Origin of the sequence: Kitasatospora sp. NPDC057692, from assembly GCF_042799475.1 — a bacterium.
Taxonomy (GTDB): Bacteria; Actinomycetota; Actinomycetes; order Streptomycetales; family Streptomycetaceae; genus Kitasatospora.
Window position 1 is genome coordinate 1 of sequence record NZ_JBHVIV010000083.1, and the last position, 18690, is coordinate 18690.

Consider the following 18690-nt stretch of genomic DNA (forward strand, 5'->3'; position numbering starts at 1 on the left):
GCGGTGCGGCGGGCGATGCGGCGGGCGGCACGGCGGCCGTCGGCGCAGCCGCCGCGGCGGGCCCCGCGAGCGGGCCCGACGGCGGCGCCGCCGAGGGAAGCCGAGGCGGCCCGGCATCCGGCGACGAACCGCAGAACAGGCCGTCGACCACCGGAGCGCCGGGGAGCACGCGCGCGGGTGACGGCGCGGCGGAAACGGCCCAGCGCCTCGACAGCACGCCGAACGACCGAGGCAGACCCACCGCAGGCACCGCCGAATCACCACCCGCGAACCCGGCCGACACCGGCAACAGGACACGCGCCACGCCGTCAACCACCGGAGCGCCCAGGAGTCCGCACACGGGTGACGGCACGGTGGGTGCGGTCCAGGGCGTCGGCGGCGCGCTGGTCGAGGCGCTGGGCGAGCCGGACGTAGAGGCAGTCGACGACGGTGAGCTGGGCCGTGCGGCTGACCGTCGCGCCGGTGCGGCGGTCGCTCTCGCGCCCCGCGAAGGTCAGCACGTGCCCGACGGCCGCGGCCAGCGGCGAGCCGGGGTCGCTGGTGAGGGCGACGGTGGTCGCGCCGCGCCGGACGGCCTCGTCGACCGGGTCGCGGACCTCGGCCGTGCGGCCCGAGTAGGAGATCCCGACGACGACGTCGGCGGCGGTCAGATGGGCGGCCCCCATCAGGGCGCGGTGCACGTCCGAGCGGGCGGCGCAGACCAGGCCGAGGTGCTGCAGCTTGTACTCCAGGTCGGCGGCGACCACCGCGCCCGCACCCGCCGCGCACACCTCGATCCGGCGGGCGGCGGCCAGCGCGTCCACCACCGCGTCCAGGGCGGCGAGGTCGAGTTGGGCGGCGGTGTCCTCGGCCGCCCGGGCGCTCAGCCGGGCGACCTTCGCGACCACGGTGCGGGTGTCGTCGTCCGCCGCGATGTCGCCGTCGGCCCCGACCCGGACGGCGAACTCCCCCTCGGCGGCCACCTGGGCCGCGGCGAGCGCGAGGCGCAGATCGGGGTAGCCCCGCAGCCCGAGCGTCCGGCAGAACCGGGTCACGGAGGTGTCGGACACCCCGGCCGCCGCCGCGAGTTGGCCGATGCTCAGCGACGCCGCGCCGGCCGGGTCGGCCAACACCCGTTCGGCGACGGCGCGTTCGACCGGCGAGAGGGAGGGCAGCCTGCCCCGCAGTCGCACGATTAGAGCCTGGGCCGACGTACGGTCCACGGCACCCCTCCCACTGGTCTTCCGCCGGTCCGCCCGTCACCGGGCCGCGGCCATCGATGTTGCTCTTCCACATTCGAAGAGTTCTGTGCGAGAATCCTCGACATCCCGACGGGTGTCAACCCCCGGGTGTGTCCGAAGTGTGCCATCCGAGCCCGGGAAGGAGACCGCGCCGTGCCCCGTACCGCCGATCTCACCACCCGGGCCCACGTGGACTTCTGCCGCGTCACCAGCACGGCCTGTCCGGCCGTCGCGCCGCTTCGCTGACACCCCCGCGCCCCGGCCCCGCCGTCGCCGTACCGCGGCCCCCGTCTCCCGGGAGGCCGCCCCGGCGGTACGGCGCGCCCGCCGGCCCGGACGGCCGCCGCGCCGACGTGCCCCGTGCCCGGCCCGGCCCCTCCCACACCCGCCCCCCGTACCGTCATCGGGAGCCCCCGTGCACCACCCGCCCACCGAGACGCGCAATCCGCGCACCACCGGCATCGACCGGCTCGACGCCCTCGGCGTCCTGCGGCTGATCAACGCCGAGGACGCCCTCGTCCCCGCCGCCGTGGCCGCCGCCCTGCCGGTGCTCGCCCGCGCCGTCGACGCCGCCGTCGACGCGCTGCGGGCCGACCGGACCGTGCACTACGTCGGCGCGGGCTCCTCCGGCCGCTACGCCGTCCTGGACGCGGCCGAACTCCCGCCCACCTACGGACTGGAGCCCGGCCGGATCCGGGTCCACCTCGCGGGCGGCCAGGCCGCGCTGACCACGGCGGCCGAGGGCGCCGAGGACAGCGAGCCCGCCGGGCGGGCCGCGCTCGCGGACGCCACCGCCGGGGACGTGGTCATCGGCCTCGCCGCGAGCGGCCGGACCCCGTACGTCGCGGGCGCGCTGACGGCGGGACGGGCGGCCGGCGCCACCACGGTGCTGGTCAGCAGCGACCCGCGGGCCCCGCTCGCGGACCTCGCCGACCTGCACGTCTGTGTGGAGACCGGCCCCGAGGCCATCACCGGGTCGACCCGGATGAAGGCCGGCACCGCGCAGAAGCTGGTGCTGCACGGCTTCTCGACGGCCGTCATGGTCCGGCTCGGCCGCACCTGGTCCAACCTGATGACGGACGTGGCGGCGGGCAACCGCAAGCTCACCGCCCGCAAGACCACCCTGCTCGGCCAGGCCTCCGGGGCCGGGCCCGAGGCGTGCCGGGCGGCGCTCACCGCCACCGGGGGCGATCTCAAGGCCGCCCTGGTGCTGCTCCTGGCCGGAACCGGCCCGGCCGAGGCCCGGGAGGCGCTCGCGGCCGGCGGCGGGACGGTGCGCGGCGCGCTCGACGTGCTGCGCCCGGCGGCCGCGCGCCGATGTCCCGGCGACGCGGCCCACGCCCGCCCGCCCGCCCGGCCGCAGCCGTAGCCGCAGCCGAGGACCCACCCCCGTACTCACGCCCGTCCATGAGCCCGCGGGACGCCTCCGCCGTGTCCCGCCGTCATCCGTGCCCGCCATGTCCGCCGGGCCTGCCGCACCCGCCGTGCCCGCGTCCGCACGGCCGCCCCGGCCTGCCCGCCGCCGCGCGCCGTCACCGGGCCACCCCGCCCGTACCGCACACCCCGCGCCGGTCCACCGTTCCGGCCGCCGGACCCACACCGCTCCGCGGTCCCGGCACCCGGCCACCTCGAAGGAGTCCACCCCATGCACCACCCCGTGCACCGCCCCCGCCGGCTCGCCGCCGTCCTCGCCGTCGCCGCCCTCGCCCTGACCGCCTGCGCCTCGGCGGGCGGGGGCACCGGCACCGCGGCCGGTGCCCGGCCCGCCCCGCAGGACCCGCTGCCCACCGCCGTCCCGGCCGGCACCGAGCTGCGGATCGGCGACCAGAACGCCCAGTTGGAGATGCTGCTCAAGGCCTCCGGCCAGGACGCGGGCACCCCGTACAAGCTCACCTACAACGCCTTCCAGGGCGGCCCGACGATCCTGGAGGCCTTCCGGGGCGGCTCGCTGGACCTCGGCATCGTCGGCGAGACCCCCGCGATCTTCGCCCAGGCCGCGCAGCAGGACGTCAAGGTGGTCGGCGTCGCCCAGACCAGCCGCTCCTCCGTCCACCTGGTCACCTCCCCCGGCAACCCGGCCAGGACCGTCGCCGAGCTGAAGGGCAAGCGGATCGCCTACACCGAGGGCACCACCTTCCAGCCCGCCGTCCTCAACGCGCTCAAGCGGGCCGGGCTGCGCACCACCGACGTCACCCTGGTCAACCTCCAGGTGCTGGACATCCCCGCCGCCCTGCAGAGCGGCCAGATCGACGCCGCCGCGCTCACCGAGCCGCTGGCCTCCAAGTACCTGCTGCCCAACGCCGAGAAGGGCGCGCACGAGATCACCGACGACAAGGACCTCACCAGCGGCCTGCTGCTGCTCATCACCCCGGGCAAGACCCTGCGCGACCCGGCCAGGGCCGCCGCCCTGGCGGACCTCACCGCCCGCTGGACCAAGGCGCTGGCCTGGCAGAACGCCAACGAGACGGAGTGGGTCGAGCAGTACTACGTCAAGAAGCAGAACATCCCGGCCGCCACCGGGAGCCAGATCTTCCGCAACACCGGAACCGCCGCCTTCCCCTCCTACCAGCAGGCCGTGGCCGACCACCAGGCGATCGCGGACGTGCTCGCCGAGGCCGGGGCGCTGCCGGGGAAGCTCGACGTCGCGGGCACGTACGACGGCCGCTTCGAGGCCGTCCAGCACGGCGCCCTGGCCGGCTGACCGTGTCCGTGCCCGCTCCCGAACCCGTGTCCACATCCGCGTCCACCCCGACCGGGAGGACCGCCGTGGCGTCCACGACGGCGTCCGCCGTTCCCCGCACACCCGGCCGGGCCCGGCGGCGGCGCACGGTGGGCCTGCCGCGGCCACGCCGGCCGTTCGCCCGCGCGCTCGGCCCGGTCCTGCTGCTCGCCCTCTGGTGGCTGTCCTCGGCCACCGGCCTGCTCGACCCGCAGACCCTCGCCCCGCCCGCCGAGGTCGCCAGGACCTTCGCCGATCTGGTGGTGCGCGGCGAGCTCCAGGAACACCTGCTGGTCTCCCTGCAACGGGCCGTCCTCGGGCTCGGCCTCGGGGTCGCCGCCGGGCTCCTGCTCGCCCTGGCCGCCGGCCTCAGCCGGATCGGCGAGGCACTGATCGACGGCACCGTGCAGCTGGTCCGCTCGCTGCCGATCCTCGCCCTGGTCCCGCTCGCCATCCTCTGGTTCGGCATCGGGGAGGAGGTCAAGGTGATCCTGGTCGCCCTCGGCACGCTCGTCCCGGTGTACCTCAACACGCACGCCGGGCTGACCGGCCTCGACCCGCGCTACGCGGAGCTCGCCCGGACCGTGGACCTGACGCCGCTCGGATTCCTGCGGCACGTCGCCCTGCCGGGGGCCGCCCCCGGATTCTTCACCGGTCTGCGGATGTCGGTGACGATCTCGTGGCTGGTCCTGGTGGTGAGCGAGCAGATCAACGCCTCCAGCGGCATCGGCTACCTGATGACCCAGGCCCGCACCTTCGGCCGCACCGACGTGATCGTGGTCGGCCTGGTCGTCTACGGACTGCTCGGACTGCTCTCGGACACCCTGGTCCGCCTGATCGAAAGGAGGGCGCTGGCATGGCGCCGCACCCTGGCCTGACCACCGGCCCCACCGCCGCGGCCGGCGCCCCCGCCGTCCGGCTGCGCGGGCTCACCCGGGCCTTCGGCAGCCGGACCGTCCTGGACGGCGTCGACCTCGACCTCGCGCCCGGTGAGTTCACCGCCCTGCTGGGCCACAGCGGTTCCGGGAAGTCCACCCTGCTCCGGGCCCTCGGGCGGCTGGACGACGGCGGAACCGGGCCCGGCGGCACCGCCCGCGGCGAGGTCGACGTCCCGGAGCGGGTCTCGGTGGTCTTCCAGGACGCCCGGCTGCTGCCGTGGGCCCGGGTCCTGGACAACGTGGTCCTCGGGCTGACCGGCCCGGGGGCCGCCGCCACCGGCCGCGCCGCCCTCGCCGAGGTCGGCCTGGCCGGCCGCGAACGGGACTGGCCCGCCGTGCTCTCCGGCGGGGAGGCGCAGCGCGCGGCGCTGGCCCGGGCACTCGTGAGGCGGCCCGAGCTCCTGCTGCTGGACGAGCCGTTCGGGGCCCTCGACGCGCTCACCCGGCTGCGGATGCACGCCCTGCTGCGGCAGCTGTGCGCCCGGCACCGGCCGTGCGTGCTGCTGGTCACCCACGACATCGACGAGGCGCTCGCGCTCGCCGACCGGGTGCTGGTGCTGAACACCGGCCGGATCTCGCACGACCTGCGGCCGCCGGCCGGCGCCGGCCCCGCCGAACACGGGGCGCTGCGCGAGGAGTTGCTGGCGGCGCTCGGTGTCCACCAGGACTGACCGGGGCCTGGGAAATTCGGGAGATCTCGACGCCGACCCGTGCCATGATCACACGATGGCCTTCTCATCATCAGGACGGGTTGCGACCGCGGTCCTGGACATCGGCTACGAGTCCGCGGGTGAACCCGACGGCGTGCCGGTGATCCTGCTCCACGGATTCCCCTACGACGTACGGACGTTCGACGAGGTCGCCGCGGGCGTCGCCGGGCAGGGCGGCTACGTCCTCGCCCCGTATCTGCGCGGCTTCGGGCCGACCCGCTTCCGGGACGGTGCGACGCTGCGCTCCGGACAGCAGGCGGCGCTCGCCCAGGACCTGTTCGACTTCATGGACGCGCTGGGCATCGGGAGCGCCGTCCTCGCGGGGTACGACTGGGGCGGCCGGGCCGCGTGCATCGCCGCGGCCCTGCGTCCCGAGCGCGTCCGCGGCCTGGTCACGGTCGACGGCTACAACGTCCAGGACCTCGCCCACGCCGGGGAACCCGCCGCCCCGGAGTGGGAGAGCACCTACTGGTACCAGTACTACTTCCACTCCGAGCGCGGGCGCCTCGGGCTGGAGCGCAACCGCGACGAGCTGTGCGAGCTGCTCTGGCGCTCCTGGTCGCCGACCTGGGCCGGTGCGAGCGCGGCCTTTCCCGCCAGCCGCGCGAGCCTGCACGGTCCCGACTTCGTCGACGTGGTGATCCACTCCTACCGGCACCGGTTCGGCCTGGCCGAGGGCGATCCCCGTTACCAGGGCCTGGAGGACCTCATCGCCGCCCAGCCGCCGATCACCGTGCCCACGGTGGTGCTGGAGAGCGGTGCCGACGGCGTGGGCGGTCCGAGCGCGGCGGAGGACCGCGACCACTTCACCGGACCGTACGAGCACCGGTTCCTGCCGGGCGTGGGGCACAACGTTCCGCAGGAGGCCCCCGGCGCCTTCACCGACGCCGTGGTCGGCCTGCTGTCCCGTTAGCCGGGCGGCCCGGGGCCGGTGGTCAGGGGCCGGTGGTCAGGGGTCGAGCCGGGCGTAGCGGGCCAGGCCGTGCAGCACCTCGCCCGCCGCCCGGGCCGACTCCAGGCTCCGGGTGAGCGCCACGGCGCCCTCCCTGGGGTCGAGGTCCATCAGGTACGGCGGCCACGTCCCGGGCGGGACGACGAGCACCACCACGGCGTTCCGCCCGCGGGCCGCCTCCTGCCAGCCGGTCGACGTCCGGACCTCGGAGGCGGGCTCCCAGGCCTGCCGGCCGCCGACCAGGACGAGCCGGATCAGGACGTCCTCCCCCGCCTCGACGACCGCCGTCGTGGCCGGGGGATCGCCCGCCGCGAGCACGAACCCGCTGTCCAGGACGTTCTCGGCGAACGCCTCGTACAGCCCCGGGCCGAGTTCCACGATCAGCTCGGCGTAGGGCGGCCCGAGCGCCACCACCCGCACCGCCAGTGCCCACACCATGGGGGCCGGCCCGTCGCCGCCCGCCCCGTCGCCGTTCCCGTCCGCCCCAGCCATGCCGTCCGCCATGCGCTGTTCAACGAGCGGGCGGCGCGGGCGAAGCGGTTTCGCGCGCAGCGGGCGGGAGACGTCGGGCGGCGACCCCGGCGAGGACGGCGGCGAGGCCGTCCGCCGCCGCGGACCGCCCGGCGTCGGGGGCCGGGCGTCAGGGGCCCGTGCTCGCGAACCGCCGGCGGTAGTCGGTGGGCGTGGTGCCCAGATGGCGGGCGAAGGCGCGGCGCAGCGACTCGTCGCTGCCCAGGCCGCTGTGCCGGGCCGCGGCCGTGACGCTGTGGCCGTCGAGGAGCAGCTGCCGGGCGCGGTCCAGCCGCACCCGCTCCACCCAGCGGGCCGGGGTGGTGTCCAGCCCGGTGCGGAACAGCCGGGTCAGGTGCCGGGTGCTGACGGCGGCGGTGGCGGCCATCGCGGTCAGGCTGTGGTCGGCGGCCGGGTCGGCGAGGACGGCCTCGGTGAGCGTGCGCAGCAGCTCACCGCGGGCCGGCGGGGTGGCCAGGGCGGTGGAGAACTGGGACTGGCCGCCGGGGCGCTGCACGAAGACGACGAGCTCGCGGGCGATGGCGCGGGCGGCGTCGGCGCCGTGGTCGTGCTCGACCAGGGCGAGCGCGAGGTCGATCCCGGCGCTGATGCCCGCGCTGGTGTGGAAGCGCCCGTCGCGGACGTGCAGCGCGTCGGGCTCCACGCGCACCCGGGGGTGGCGGCGGGCGAGGGCGGCGGCGTGCCGCCAGTGGGTGGTGGCGCGGCGGCCGTCGAGCAGGCCGAGCGCGGCCAGCACGAAGGCGCCGGTGCACACCGACGCCACCCGGCGCGGCTCCGCCACGAGGGAGCGCGCGGCGGCGAGCAGGCCGTCGTCCGGCCCCTCGGCGGCGAGGTGGTCGGCTCCGGCGATCACCAGGGTGTCCAGCGGGCCGGCGTCCCGCGGGGCGGCGGTGGCGGCGAGGGCCGCGCCGTTGGAGGCGGTGACGGTGCCGCCGCCCGGGGAGAGCAGCACGGTCCGGTACGGGTGGCCGAGCCTTCCGGCCTGGTGGAACACCTCCAGGGGCCCGCTGACGTCGAGCAGGGTCACCGCGTCGAACACGAGGAAGCCGACCCGTCGCGTCATGTCCGGATCCGTGGTGCGAACGGCTGAATGGACATGGCGCCAGCCTACCCGGCGGGGCGAGGGTGGAGGAGCCATCGCACGGGTGGCCCACGGAAGGAGACCGAGATGAGCGAAACGATCGCGGGCGTGCGGATCCCGGACAGCGCCCTGGCCCGGGAGGCCACCGAACTGGTGCGGGACACGGCCTCCCCGCTGCTGTTCGACCACTCCCGCCGGGTCTTCCTGTTCGGGGCGCTGCGCGGCGCCGGGCAGGGGCTGGACTTCGACCCGGAGCTGCTCTACATCGGGGCGATGTTCCACGACCTCGGGCTGACCGGGCGCTTCGCGCGCACCGACCAGCGCTTCGAGATCGACGGCGCCGACGAGGCCCGCCGCTTCCTGCACGCCCACGGCGTCACGGGCGAGCCGGCCGACCGGGTGTGGACGGCGATCGCCCTGCACACCACCCCGGAGATCCCGCTGCACATGGCCCCCGAGATCGCCCTGGTCACCCGCGGGGTCGAGCTGGACGTCCTGGGCCTCGGCTACCACGACGTCACCGACGGGCAGCGCGCCGCGGTCACCGCCGCGCACCCCCGGCCCGACTTCAAGAACCGGATCCTCGCCGCGTTCACCGAGGGGATCAAGGACCGGCCCGCCACCACCTTCGGCAACGTCAAGGCCGATGTCCTGGCCCACTACCTGCCCGGATTCGAGCGCGGGGACTTCGTCGAGGTCATCAAGGGCTCCCCCTGGGCCGAGTGACGGGCGGTCAGCCGACCCGCCCCGGGCGGCGGGGCGGGCCACGGGGTGCGCACGCGCCGGACATCCTCCGTACACGCGGCGCGCCTACAGTCCGCCGTCATGAATCGATCATGTTCACGCCGGGACGGACGCCGGACGCGGCTCCGCTCCGGCGCTCTCCGGATCGCCTGGCCGGCCTGGGTCGCGGCGCTCTGCACGGCGGTCGTCCTCGCCCTGGCCGGCCCGCCCGCCGGGACGGCCGTGGCGAGCGGCGTCAGCGGCACCGCGGACCAGGTGCTCTTCGCGGGCGGCACCGGCGGCTACGGCTGCTACCGCATCCCGGCCCTGGCCCGGACGGCGGCCGGCACCCTGCTCGCCTTCGCCGAGGCCCGCAAGTCGCCGACCTGCGCCGACCGGCAGGACATCGACATCGTGGTGCGCCGCTCCACCAACGACGGCCGCAGCTGGGGCCCCGTCGAGGTGGTGCTCTCCGGCGGCCCCGGCGACGCCGACCAGCCCTACACCCGGGGCAACGCCGCGCCCGTGGTGGACGCCGCCACCGGCCGGATCCTCCTGCTCTCCACCTCCAACCCCGCGACGCCGACCGGCAAGCGGCTCCCCTGGGTCCAGCACAGCGACGACGACGGCCGGACCTGGTCGCCCGCCGAGCAGCTGACCTCGACGTTCTCCGGCGCCACCAACGGCTGGTTCGCCACCGGCCCGGGGCACGGCGTCCAGCTCACCCAGGGCGCGCACGCCGGACGGCTGGTGGTCGGGGCGCACCAGGTCCCGTCCGCCGGGGTGGACTACGCGGGCGTGCTGTACAGCGACGACCACGGCGCCACCTGGCAGGCCGGCTCGACCCCCAACTCCTACGTGGCCGACCCGGCCAACCCCGGCCAGGCGCTGGTCAACCCCGGCGAGGTGTCCGTCACCGAGCTGCGCGGCGGCGGCGTCTACGCCATGGCGCGCAACCAGATCGGCGGCAGCGCCAACCACCGCACCCGGGCGGTCAGCACCGACGGCGGGACGACGATGCCCGCCGCCACCGTGATCCCCTCGCTGGTCACCCCGGACGTCCAGGGCTCCGTGCTGGCGCTGCGGCAGACCTGGCAGAGCGCGTCCGGCGACACCCTGCTGTTCTCCGGCCCGGCCGACCCCAGCAGCCGCAAGAACATGACCGTGCGGTACTCCACCGACAACGGCACCAGCTGGAAGACCCCCGCGAACGGCCTGATCACCGGCGACGCCTCGGGCTACTCCGACCTCGTCGAGGCCTCCGACGGCGGGATCGGGCTGCTCTACGAGACCGGCATCGGCTTCTCGGCGGACCAGATCCACTTCCGCGCCCTCACCCCGGCCGCGCTCGGCCTGCCCGGCGGCTTCCACGGCACCGGCTCCAACCAGCAGCAGGTCCCCGCCGCCGTCACCACCCCCGACGCGAGTTCGCAGCACGGCGACGCCTACCCGCGCGGCGGCGCGGCGCTCGGCCCCGGCCGCTTCTACCAGGGCCTGGTGCTGGACAACACCGGGACCGCCGCGCAGTACGTGGACGTGCCCTGGTCGCGCCCGACCGACCCCGGCGCGGGGGACTTCACCTACGCCCTCTGGTTCAAGTACCAGGCGACCGCCGCCACCGCCCAGCAGGTCCTGTTCTGGGGCTACGGCGTCGGCGCGGTCCCCCAGGTGTGGCTGCGCGCGCAGCCCGGCCAGGACCGGCTCTACGGCTGGGTGCAGGGCTCCGACGCCGGCACCCCCGTCGCCCTGACCGACCCGTCGGCGGCGACCGCCTTCGGTGACGGCGCCTGGCACCTGGCGACCCTGTCGCGCACCGGCTCCACCGTCGCCCTGGCGGTGGACGGCGGGACCCCGGCCACCGCCGCCGGCGTCACCGGCGCCGTCACCCCGGGCCCGGCCGACCGGTCCACCGGGCTGCGCCTGGGCGCCAAGGCGGGCGCCGGCGACGACCGGTTCACCGGCGGCCTGGACGAGTTCCGGCTGTACCGCACCGCGCTGACGCCCGCCCAGATCGCCGCCCTGCGGGACGCCAACGCGGTCGACCTCGCGCCCGACACCGACGCGGCGCTCGGCGTGCGGCTGCCCTTCCAGGTCCTGGACGGGGCGACCGTGCCGACGCGCACCCCGGTCGCCATCGAGGAGGACGTCTCCGGGCACTGCGCCGACGGCACCCTGCTGGGCGGCAAGCCCTCGCTGGTGGACGGCCGGGTCGGTGCGAGCGCGATCGCGGTCGGCGGCACCCGCCCCGGCGTCGAGGTGCCCTACACGCCGGCCCTCGACGTCGGCTCGGGCGACTTCACCTACACCGCCTGGTTCAAGTACCAGGCCGGCACCGGGGACCAGGCCCTGCTCTGGGCCTACGGCTCCACCTCCGGCCAGCGCTCGCTCTGGGTGCGGGCGCAGCCCTCCCAGGACCGGCTCTACGCCTGGGTGCAGACCACCACCGACAGCGTCGCGGTGGCCCTGCCGGACACCTCCCCCGCCACCGCCTTCGGCAACGACAGCTGGCACCTGATGGCGCTCACCCGCACCGGCGGCACGGTGCGGCTCAGCGTGGACGGCGGCGCGGGCGCCTCCGTCGACGGCCTCACCGGCTCGCTGACGGCCGGCGCCGAGCAGGGCGTCGAGGGCCTGCGGGCGGGCGCGAAGTCCACCGGCACGGACGTGCTGACCGGCGCGCTGGACGAGGTCCGGCTCTACCACCGCGCGCTGAGCACCGCCGAGCTGGCGACGGTGGCCGGCTCGCCGGACGGCAGCAGCGGCTACTACCCGGGCGACCTTCCGGCGCTCTGGTGGAGCTTCGAGAACCAGTGGACCCAGCAGCACGACGTGGTGCGCCTGGACGACGGGCCGTCCACCCCGGACGGCTCCGTGCACTGCGTCAACGCCCGCGTGGACGGCGGGGCCCGGCTCACGCCGTCCGGCGCGTTCGGCGCGGCGCTCACCCTGGACGGCACCGACGACGACGTGCGGCTGCCCTACCGCTCCGCGGTGGCGCTCGGCGCCGGCGACTTCACGATCAGCACCGAGGTGCGGTACCGGGCCACCCCGGCCGACCCGGACCAGGTACTGCTCTGGGCGTACGGGACGGGCGCCGCCGAGCGGCAGGTCTGGCTGCGGGTCCAGCCCTCGCAGGACCGGCTCTACGCGGCCTTCGAGACGGACACCTCGACCACCATGGTGACGGCGGCGGACGCCTCGGCGGCCACCGCGTTCGGCGACGGCACCTGGCACCAGGTGGCGCTGCGCCGCTCCGGCGGCACGCTGCAGCTGCTGGTGGACGGCGCGGTGGTCGGCTCCTCTGCCGTTCCGGCGGGCTCGGTGACGGTCACCGACGCGTTCGCGGTGAGCGGCTTCGAGCTCGGGGCGAAGCCCGACGGCACCAACCGCTTCACCGGCTCGCTGGACGAGTTCCGGATCCACCGGCGCGCACTGACCGACCAGGAGCTGGTGTCGGTGCACACCACCAACGCCGACCTGGGAACGGTCACCGCCGTCCGGCTCGGCTTCGACTCGCTCAGCCCGAACGGCTTCGCCAAGGGCTGAGTCCGGCGCGAGTCCGGAGGGGGCGCCCCGCGTCGCGGGGCGCCCCCGCGCTGCTGGGCGGCGTACCCCCGGTGCGGCGCGCCGCGGCGGCCGCCGGCCCCGGGCTTCCGGGCGCGCACTTCCTGCCCCGAGCGGTCCGGGGTCAGACTGGTTCCCGGGGCCACCGGCAGGAGGGCAGCCATGACCGTGACCAGGGTCGCCGTGGTGACCAGCGAGGCCGGTCTCGCGCTCGACGGCGACCTCGCGCCCGTCGTGACGGCGCTGGCGGCCCGAGGGCTGGCGGCCGAGCCGGTGGTGTGGTCGGCGGAGCGGACGGCCTGGGAACGGTTCGACCTGGCGGTCGTCCGCTCGACCTGGGACTACGTGGAGCGGCTCGACGCCTTCCTCGACTGGGCCGACCGCACGGCCCGCGCCACCCGGCTGTGGAACCCCGCGCCGCTGATCCGCTGGAACAGCGACAAGCACTACCTCACGGAGCTGGCCCGCGGCGGCGTCGCCGTCGTCCCCACCCGCTTCCTCGAACCCGGCTCCCGGGTCGACCCGGCGGAGCTGGACGGCCCGGACGGCGTGGTGGTCAAGCCGGCGGTCTCGGCGGGCGCGGTGGACACCGCCCGCTACGCCCCCGGCCGCCCCGACCAGGCCGCCCGGCACGCCCGCGCCCTGCTGGCGCGGGGCCGCGGCGTCATGGTCCAGCCCTACCTGCCCCGGGTGGCGGAGGGCGAGCGCGCTCTGGTCCTGCTCGGCGGCGTCCTCAGCCACGCGGTCCGCAAGGACCCCGTGCTGACCGAGCCCGGGGTGATCGACAACGACCGCCACCCGCACCCCGGCCTCGTCCCGTACCGGCCGACCGAGGCGGAGATCCGCACCGCGCGGGCGGCCCTGGCCGCGCTGCCCTCCCCCCGCCCGCCGCTGTTCGCCCGGGTGGACCTGGTGCTGGACGGCTACGGGTCCCCGGTGGTCCTGGAGCTGGAGCTCGTCGAGCCGAACCTGTTCCTCGACACCGTCCCGGACGGCCCGGCCCGCCTCGCCGACGCGGTGGCGGCACTCACGCGGCGCTGAACCGGGTGGGCCCTCGGCGACCGGCGACCGCGGGCGGACCGCTCGCCCGGGCGAGCGGCCGTCCGAGCGGCCACGTCGTCACCGGCCGGTCCGGTCCCACCCCTGCCCTCGCGGCGCGCGCGCAGCCGGTCGACGGCCGGCGGAGCTGCTCGGGCGCACGGGCGTCGGTGTCCACCGCGAACCGGCGGCCCGCCCCGACCGCCTGCCGCGGCAGGTCGAGCGGATCCGCGGTTCCCGTGTGCGCCCGTCCGGCGGCGGGCGCCCGGGCACGCGGGCACCGCGGGTATGTCGGGCCCGGAACGGGGCAGGCGCCGCAGTATGACGACAACGCATGTGGAGACGGAGCGCAAGTACGACGGAGCGGGCCTGCCCGAGCGGCTCGACCGGGCCCCGGGCGTCTCGGCCGTGGAGCACGCCGGGCGGCAGGACCTCGACGCGGTCTACTACGACACCCCCGGCCTGTGCCTGCTGCGGCGGCGCATCACGCTGCGCCGCCGCAGCGGCGGGGGCGACGCGGGCTGGCACCTCAAACTTCCGGTCGACCGGGACACCCGGCGGGAGGTCGCACTTCCCCTGGAGGCCGCCGGGCCGGACGCCGTTCCCGCCGAGTTCACGGCACTCGTCGCGGCCTACACCCGCGGGGCCGGGATCGGGCCGGTCGCGCATCTGCGCACCCACCGCGCGCCGACCGTCCTGCGGGACGGCCGGGGGCGGGCCCTGGCGCAGATCACCGAGGACCGGGTCACGGTCCAGGTGCTCGCCGGCGACGGGCCCGGGGGCGGGACCCGGGCGGAGATCAGCGGCTGGACCGAGTTCGAGGTGGAGCTGGACCGCGGCTCGGCGACCCTTCTGGACGCCCTGGAGGAGATGTTCACCGAAGCAGGGCTGATCCGCTCGCGCTGGCCGTCCAAGCTCGCCCGCGCACTCGGCGGGGAGCCCTCGTCCGTCCCGCCGCGGGCCGGGCCCGCCGGTTCGGCCGGTGCCGCGGTGGCGGCCGGTCTCCGGGCCCGCGTCGAGCAGCTGCTCGCCCTCGACGCGGCGGTCCGGCGCGGGGAGCCTGACTCCGTGCACCGCATGCGGGTCACCGCGCGCCGGCTGCGGAGCCTGCTCAAGGCCCACCGCAGGCTGTTCGACCGGCGCCGCGCGGATCCGCTGGCCGCCGAGCTGCGATGGCTCGGCAGGCTGCTCGGCCGGGCCCGGGACCAGGAGGTGCTGGGCGAGCTGCTGGTGGAGCACCTCGACGCCGTGCCCGCCCGGCTGCGCGGGGGCGACCTGCGGGGCCGTCTCACCGAGCGCTACGCCCGGGGCTACCGGCGGGCCTGGCGCGAAGCGGTCGCCGGACTCGACGGCGCCCGGTACTTCGCCCTGCTCGACGAACTCGACGCCTTCGCCACCCGTCCGCCGCTGCGCCGCCGGGCCGGACGCGACGCGCGCGCGTACCTGTCCGCCACCCTGCGGCGCGAGCAGCGGCGGACGCTGGAGCGGCTCGACCGCGCCCTGCGGATGCCTCCGGGTACCGGGCGCGACCGGGCGCTGCACCGCGCCAGGAAGGCCGCCAAGCGCGCCCGGTACACCGCGGACGACAGCCGGGCCGGGCTCCGGCGGCGGGCGGACCGGCGGGCGGAGGAGTTCGCCACCCGGATGAAGAGGCTGCACAAGGTCCTGGGCGCCCACCAGGACAGCGTGGTGGCCCGGCAGGAGCTGACCGTCCTCGCCGCGGACCCGGCGTGCCGGGGCGAGGCCTTCGCCCACGGTGTGCTCCACGAGCGGCAGCGGCAGGTCGCGGACGCCGCCCACGGCCGGCTGCCCGGGCTGCGCCGGCGCGCGGGCCGGCGGAAGCTGTCCCGGCTGAAGTGAACCGGCCCCGGTACGGACGTCACGGACCCCGGGAATGCCCGGGGTCCGCCTCGTGTTGGAGCCGGATGAAAACGACATTCATGACCGACGGAGGGCCCCGGCCCACCGCCGGACGACCCCGGGAGGACACCCCATGGCCCGCAGCGAACTGCGCCCGGTGATCAAGCTCCGCTCCACCGCGGGCACCGGCTTCACGTACGTGACCCGCAAGAACCGCCGCAGCGACGCGGACCGGATGGTGCTGCGCAAGTACGACCCGGTCGTGGCCCGGCACGTCGACTTCCGCGAGGAGCGCTGACCCGCCGGCCCGCAGCACCACCCACCGACCCGAGCGACCCGAAGGGACATCCCATGCAGACCGCCATCCACCCCGCGTACCGGCCCGTCGTCTTCCGCGACCGGACCGGCGACCTGTCCTTCCTGTCCCGTTCGACGGTCGCCGCCGACCGCACGGTCGAGTGGGAGGACGGCCGCACCTACCCGGTGATCGACGTCGAGATCTCCTCGGCGAGCCACCCCTTCTACACCGGCCGCTCGCGGGTGCTCGACACCGCCGGCCGCGTCGAGCGGTTCCGCCGGCGCTTCGGCGACCGGTACTGACCGGACGCCCCGCGGGGCCGCACCCGGGCTCGGCCGGCCCGGGTGCGGCCCCGCCGCGTTCACGGCCCGGCGGTGTCCGTACCCGGCGGTGTCGGTGTCCGTACCCGGCGGTATCAAAGCCTGGCGGCCCGTACGCGGTGCGGGCCATCATGGCCTCCATGGGGCGACCGAGAGAGATCATCGACTGTGGGGACTTCACACTGCGACGGTGGCGGGAGCGGGAGGACTTCGCCGCGGCGACGGCCCTGATCGAGGAGTCGCTGGAGCACCTGCGGCCCTGGGAGACCTGGGTCACCGAGCACAGCGCGGAGCACACCCGGGGGTTCCTCGCGCGCTCCGGCGTGCGGTGGGACGAGGGCGAGGTGTTCAACTACGCCGTCGCCGCCGGGGACGGCAGGCTCCTCGGGATGTGCCAGGCCTATCGCTGGACCGAGCCCCGGGGGCGGCGGCTGGGGTACTGGCTGCACCCGGGCGCCACCGGCCGGGGCATCGCGACCCGGGCCGCGGCGGCGCTGACCGCCGAGATGTTCGCGCTGCCGGACGTGGAGTTCGTGGAGATCGCGCACGACCTGGCCAACACCGCCAGCGCCGCCGTGCCGCGCCGACTGGGGTTCGCCGAGGTCGGCCGCGGACCGGCCGCGTCGCCGGTGCCCCCGGCGGGCAGCGGGATCGAGGTGGTGTGGCGGCTGGACCGGCCCACGGCGGACGCGGTGCGGCCGGGGTGAGTGGCCGGACCGCTCAGACGTGCGGAACCGTCGGACCCCCGGCGGCCCGGGTCGCCCCGAGCGGGGCGAGGATCGCGGTGGCCGCCGCCAGGGACTCGGCGAGCAGGGCGGCGGTGCGGCTCGCCTCGTAGAGCTGCTCGCGGGCGTCGCGGGCGGTGCGGGCCGCGGCGAACCCGTCGTCGTCGGCCGTCGGGGAGGCGATCCGGCCGGCCGCCTGCTCGCTGCTAAGGAACGCCTCGACGTGGTCAAGCAGTCCGGGCAGCCGGGCGGTGAGCCCGGCCAGCGCGCCGACGGTCTCGGCCGCCTCGGCGGTGTGCAGCAGGCCCGGGCGGCCGCCCTGCGGGGCGGCCCCGGCGGCGCGCAGCAGCTCGGCGGCCTCGGCGGCCAGGTGGGCGACGGACAGGTTCGGGGGGACGGGCCGGGTCATCGGTTCCTCCTCGGCGGTGGCGGCGGTGCGGGCGGGCGGACGCCCGACGGCCCGCCGGGGCACGCCCGACGGGCCGTCAGCACCGGCCCGTGGCCCGTCTGCCCGCAACGGCGCGCACCATGCCACCCGATCCCGGTGGACGGCGCGCCGACCGCCCCCGCCGGCTCGGCCGACGGGGGCGACGGGAGCGACGGGGGCGACGGGGGCGGCCGCGGAATCCGCGGACGGGCCCGCCCGCTCAGGTGGTGCCGCCGGGGCCGGGAGGCTGATCGGAGGAGGCCGACGGCCACCGGTCGGGGGTCGCGTAGGCGGTCAGCGCGTAGATGGCGACCACGTCGATCGCGATGATCGTCAGCGACCACACCGGGTAGGACGGGACGAAGGACATCTGTGCGAAGGCGTTGAGCACCAGGACGGCGACGCCCGCCCACCGGGCCCACTGGGTGCGCAGGGCCAGGACGCCGTAGGCGGCGGCGAGTTGGGCGACGGCCAGGACCAGCATCACCCAGCCCCAGGCCAGGAGGTCCCCGAAGACGAAGTGGGCGTCCCCGATGAAGACGTGCGAGCCGGCGATCGCGGAGATGCCGTCCAGGGCGTTCAGGGAGCCGACCAGCACCAGCAGCACACCGGCGAAGGTCAGCAGCCCGGAACCGACGTGGTCGGTCTTCGCGGACGCCCCGGCCGAGGGGGCGGCGCCGTGCGGAACGGCGGCGGTCATGGCGGCCTCCTGCTGACTGGTCCGGGGGGGGGCTGGTCCGGGGCCGCTCCGCGCCCGGCGGCCGGCGCGGCCCTGCACCACCACTGCGCCACGCCGGGCGTGCCGCCGGGACCACCCGGTCCGGGTGATTCAGTGCCCGACGGCCACCTTGGCCGCCACGATGACCAGCCCCAGCAGCAGGTTGACCGCGCCCTCGGCGAGGACCTGGCGCGGCGCCGCGCCCGCCCGGCGGGCGCCCAGGCTCGCCCAGCCCACCTGCTGGGCGACCGCGACGCCGAGGGCGAGCCAGGCGGTCTGGCCCGTCCCGAGCCAGGGGCTGATCAGGACGGCCAGGGCCGGCAGCGCGGCGGCCTCGACGATGGGCCATTCGTGGCGCCCCACCTCGCGCACCTGCCGCCGGGTGACCTGGCGGCCGGCCTCGCGCTGCCCGGCGACGTGCGCGTAGACGTGGGCCGCCCAGAACACCAGGCCGGTGACCACCAGCAGCAGGACGAGCGCGAGCCGCGGATGCGGTTCGGCCAGGCTGGAGGCCGCTATCACGGAGGCCGCCAGCATCGAGCCGTAGACGGCGCCGGCGTAGTCGGTCCGCCCCTCCGCCCGGTCCGGGCCCGGTCGGGGCGGGCCCGGGACGCGTCTGCGGGATGCCGGTCCGGGAGCGGTCACGGCGGCCTCCTGCGGGGTCGGTGCCGGACCGGTCCAGCGGACCGGCCCCTCGTCACGATGGTCGCCGCCGCGGCGGGCGCCGGCCTCACCCCCGGCAGGTGAGGCGGGCCGCCCGCCCGCTCGGATGGCACGCCGCCGCCGGGCCGTACTACCGTCGAGGTGGCGTCTCCCGGAGGCGTACACGACGGCGCGCCCGCGGCCCGCCGCTCCGCACCCGGCCG

18 protein-coding genes and 1 pseudogene are annotated in these 18690 nt (G+C 76.7%); 12 read left to right on the forward strand and 7 right to left on the reverse strand.

Annotation, left to right across the window (positions count from 1 at the left end):
* Together ACFVFS_RS32995 and ACFVFS_RS33000 are read right to left on the reverse strand one after the other, a co-directional pair.
* Positions 1–304: pseudogene (locus ACFVFS_RS32995) on the reverse strand (hypothetical protein); the annotation flags it as partial.
* Positions 305–308: 4 nt separating this feature from the next.
* Positions 309–1172, reverse strand: coding sequence for a MurR/RpiR family transcriptional regulator (locus tag ACFVFS_RS33000; protein WP_380628538.1), 864 nt, complete (start codon positions 1170–1172; stop codon positions 309–311).
* Between the two features lie 463 nt (positions 1173–1635).
* Here ACFVFS_RS33000 and ACFVFS_RS33005 point away from each other — a divergent pair, with 463 nt between their 5' ends.
* The 5 genes from ACFVFS_RS33005 to ACFVFS_RS33025 all read left to right on the forward strand — a co-directional run bounded on the left by ACFVFS_RS33005 (position 1636) and on the right by ACFVFS_RS33025 (position 6500).
* Positions 1636–2589 (forward strand): N-acetylmuramic acid 6-phosphate etherase, encoded by a 954-nt coding sequence (locus tag ACFVFS_RS33005; RefSeq protein WP_380628539.1) that lies wholly within the window; start codon positions 1636–1638, stop codon positions 2587–2589.
* Positions 2590–2865: 276 nt separating this feature from the next.
* On the forward strand, positions 2866–3921 hold the full coding sequence (locus tag ACFVFS_RS33010; protein ID WP_380628540.1) for an ABC transporter substrate-binding protein: 1056 nt from the start codon (positions 2866–2868) through the stop codon (positions 3919–3921).
* 65 nt (positions 3922–3986) lie between these two features.
* A complete protein-coding gene (locus ACFVFS_RS33015) occupies positions 3987–4817 on the forward strand; it encodes an ABC transporter permease (protein WP_380628541.1) in 831 nt (276 codons plus the stop codon).
* The gene (locus ACFVFS_RS33020; RefSeq protein WP_380628542.1) at positions 4796–5548 is read left to right on the forward strand and encodes an ABC transporter ATP-binding protein; all 753 of its coding nucleotides are present in this window, start codon (positions 4796–4798) and stop codon (positions 5546–5548) included. The genes ACFVFS_RS33015 and ACFVFS_RS33020 overlap by 22 nt, the downstream gene beginning before the upstream one ends.
* Before the next feature lie 55 nt (positions 5549–5603).
* The gene (locus tag ACFVFS_RS33025) at positions 5604–6500 is read left to right on the forward strand and encodes an alpha/beta fold hydrolase (protein ID WP_380628543.1); all 897 of its coding nucleotides are present in this window, start codon (positions 5604–5606) and stop codon (positions 6498–6500) included.
* Positions 6501–6536: 36 nt separating this feature from the next.
* Here ACFVFS_RS33025 and ACFVFS_RS33030 read toward each other — a convergent pair whose 3' ends face one another.
* Positions 6537–7031, reverse strand: a complete 495-nt coding sequence (locus ACFVFS_RS33030; protein ID WP_380628544.1) for a hypothetical protein — start codon at positions 7029–7031, stop codon at positions 6537–6539.
* Between the two features lie 148 nt (positions 7032–7179).
* On the reverse strand, positions 7180–8133 hold the full coding sequence (locus tag ACFVFS_RS33035) for a GlxA family transcriptional regulator (protein WP_380628545.1): 954 nt from the start codon (positions 8131–8133) through the stop codon (positions 7180–7182).
* Between the two features lie 105 nt (positions 8134–8238).
* Between ACFVFS_RS33035 and ACFVFS_RS33040 the strand changes: the two genes are divergently transcribed.
* The 7 genes from ACFVFS_RS33040 to ACFVFS_RS33070 all read left to right on the forward strand — a co-directional run bounded on the left by ACFVFS_RS33040 (position 8239) and on the right by ACFVFS_RS33070 (position 16661).
* Positions 8239–8877, forward strand: a complete 639-nt coding sequence (locus tag ACFVFS_RS33040; RefSeq protein ID WP_380628546.1) for an HD domain-containing protein — start codon at positions 8239–8241, stop codon at positions 8875–8877.
* 99 nt (positions 8878–8976) lie between these two features.
* Positions 8977–12420 carry a LamG-like jellyroll fold domain-containing protein gene (locus tag ACFVFS_RS33045; RefSeq protein WP_380628547.1) on the forward strand — a complete coding sequence of 1148 codons (3444 nt, stop codon included), beginning with the start codon at positions 8977–8979 and terminating at the stop codon, positions 12418–12420.
* A gap of 180 nt (positions 12421–12600) precedes the next feature.
* Positions 12601–13479, forward strand: a complete 879-nt coding sequence (locus ACFVFS_RS33050) for a RimK family alpha-L-glutamate ligase (RefSeq protein WP_380628548.1) — start codon at positions 12601–12603, stop codon at positions 13477–13479.
* A 318-nt stretch (positions 13480–13797) separates the two neighbouring features.
* Positions 13798–15336, forward strand: a complete 1539-nt coding sequence (locus tag ACFVFS_RS33055; RefSeq protein WP_380628549.1) for a CHAD domain-containing protein — start codon at positions 13798–13800, stop codon at positions 15334–15336.
* Between the two features lie 133 nt (positions 15337–15469).
* Positions 15470–15634, forward strand: a complete 165-nt coding sequence (gene rpmG / locus ACFVFS_RS33060; RefSeq protein WP_380628550.1) for a 50S ribosomal protein L33 — start codon at positions 15470–15472, stop codon at positions 15632–15634.
* 53 nt (positions 15635–15687) lie between these two features.
* Entirely contained in the window at positions 15688–15936 is a 249-nt protein-coding gene (locus ACFVFS_RS33065) for a type B 50S ribosomal protein L31 (protein ID WP_380628551.1), read from the forward strand.
* Positions 15937–16094: 158 nt separating this feature from the next.
* Entirely contained in the window at positions 16095–16661 is a 567-nt protein-coding gene (locus ACFVFS_RS33070) for a GNAT family N-acetyltransferase (RefSeq protein WP_380628552.1), read from the forward strand.
* A gap of 13 nt (positions 16662–16674) precedes the next feature.
* On the opposite strand, the gene ACFVFS_RS33075 is transcribed toward ACFVFS_RS33070, so the two are convergent.
* The 3 genes from ACFVFS_RS33075 to ACFVFS_RS33085 form a co-directional block, all read right to left on the reverse strand.
* The gene (locus tag ACFVFS_RS33075) at positions 16675–17088 is read right to left on the reverse strand and encodes a hypothetical protein (protein WP_380628553.1); all 414 of its coding nucleotides are present in this window, start codon (positions 17086–17088) and stop codon (positions 16675–16677) included.
* 238 nt (positions 17089–17326) lie between these two features.
* Positions 17327–17806, reverse strand: a complete 480-nt coding sequence (locus ACFVFS_RS33080; protein ID WP_380628554.1) for a hypothetical protein — start codon at positions 17804–17806, stop codon at positions 17327–17329.
* Positions 17807–17935: 129 nt separating this feature from the next.
* Complete coding sequence (locus tag ACFVFS_RS33085) at positions 17936–18469, reverse strand: hypothetical protein (RefSeq protein ID WP_380628556.1); 534 nt, start codon at positions 18467–18469, stop codon at positions 17936–17938.
* Between the last annotated feature and the right edge of the window lie 221 nt (positions 18470–18690).

Excerpts from the sequence above, each read along its gene's own strand:
- ACFVFS_RS33065 (WP_380628551.1), top strand. The coding sequence starts at position 15,688 with ATGCAGACCGCCATCCACCCCGCGTACCGGCCCGTCGTCTTCCGCGAC.
- ACFVFS_RS33030 (WP_380628544.1), bottom strand. The coding sequence starts at position 7,031 with ATGGCTGGGGCGGACGGGAACGGCGACGGGGCGGGCGGCGACGGGCCG.
- ACFVFS_RS33075 (WP_380628553.1), bottom strand. The coding sequence starts at position 17,088 with ATGACCCGGCCCGTCCCCCCGAACCTGTCCGTCGCCCACCTGGCCGCC.
- ACFVFS_RS33045 (WP_380628547.1), top strand. The coding sequence starts at position 8,977 with ATGAATCGATCATGTTCACGCCGGGACGGACGCCGGACGCGGCTCCGC.
- ACFVFS_RS33020 (WP_380628542.1), top strand. The coding sequence starts at position 4,796 with ATGGCGCCGCACCCTGGCCTGACCACCGGCCCCACCGCCGCGGCCGGC.
- ACFVFS_RS33050 (WP_380628548.1), top strand. The coding sequence starts at position 12,601 with ATGACCGTGACCAGGGTCGCCGTGGTGACCAGCGAGGCCGGTCTCGCG.
- ACFVFS_RS33070 (WP_380628552.1), top strand. The coding sequence starts at position 16,095 with ATGGGGCGACCGAGAGAGATCATCGACTGTGGGGACTTCACACTGCGA.
- ACFVFS_RS33080 (WP_380628554.1), bottom strand. The coding sequence starts at position 17,806 with ATGACCGCCGCCGTTCCGCACGGCGCCGCCCCCTCGGCCGGGGCGTCC.
- ACFVFS_RS33040 (WP_380628546.1), top strand. The coding sequence starts at position 8,239 with ATGAGCGAAACGATCGCGGGCGTGCGGATCCCGGACAGCGCCCTGGCC.
- ACFVFS_RS33010 (WP_380628540.1), top strand. The coding sequence starts at position 2,866 with ATGCACCACCCCGTGCACCGCCCCCGCCGGCTCGCCGCCGTCCTCGCC.
- ACFVFS_RS33055 (WP_380628549.1), top strand. The coding sequence starts at position 13,798 with ATGACGACAACGCATGTGGAGACGGAGCGCAAGTACGACGGAGCGGGC.
- rpmG (WP_380628550.1), top strand. The coding sequence starts at position 15,470 with ATGGCCCGCAGCGAACTGCGCCCGGTGATCAAGCTCCGCTCCACCGCG.
- ACFVFS_RS33035 (WP_380628545.1), bottom strand. The coding sequence starts at position 8,133 with ATGACGCGACGGGTCGGCTTCCTCGTGTTCGACGCGGTGACCCTGCTC.
- ACFVFS_RS33025 (WP_380628543.1), top strand. The coding sequence starts at position 5,604 with ATGGCCTTCTCATCATCAGGACGGGTTGCGACCGCGGTCCTGGACATC.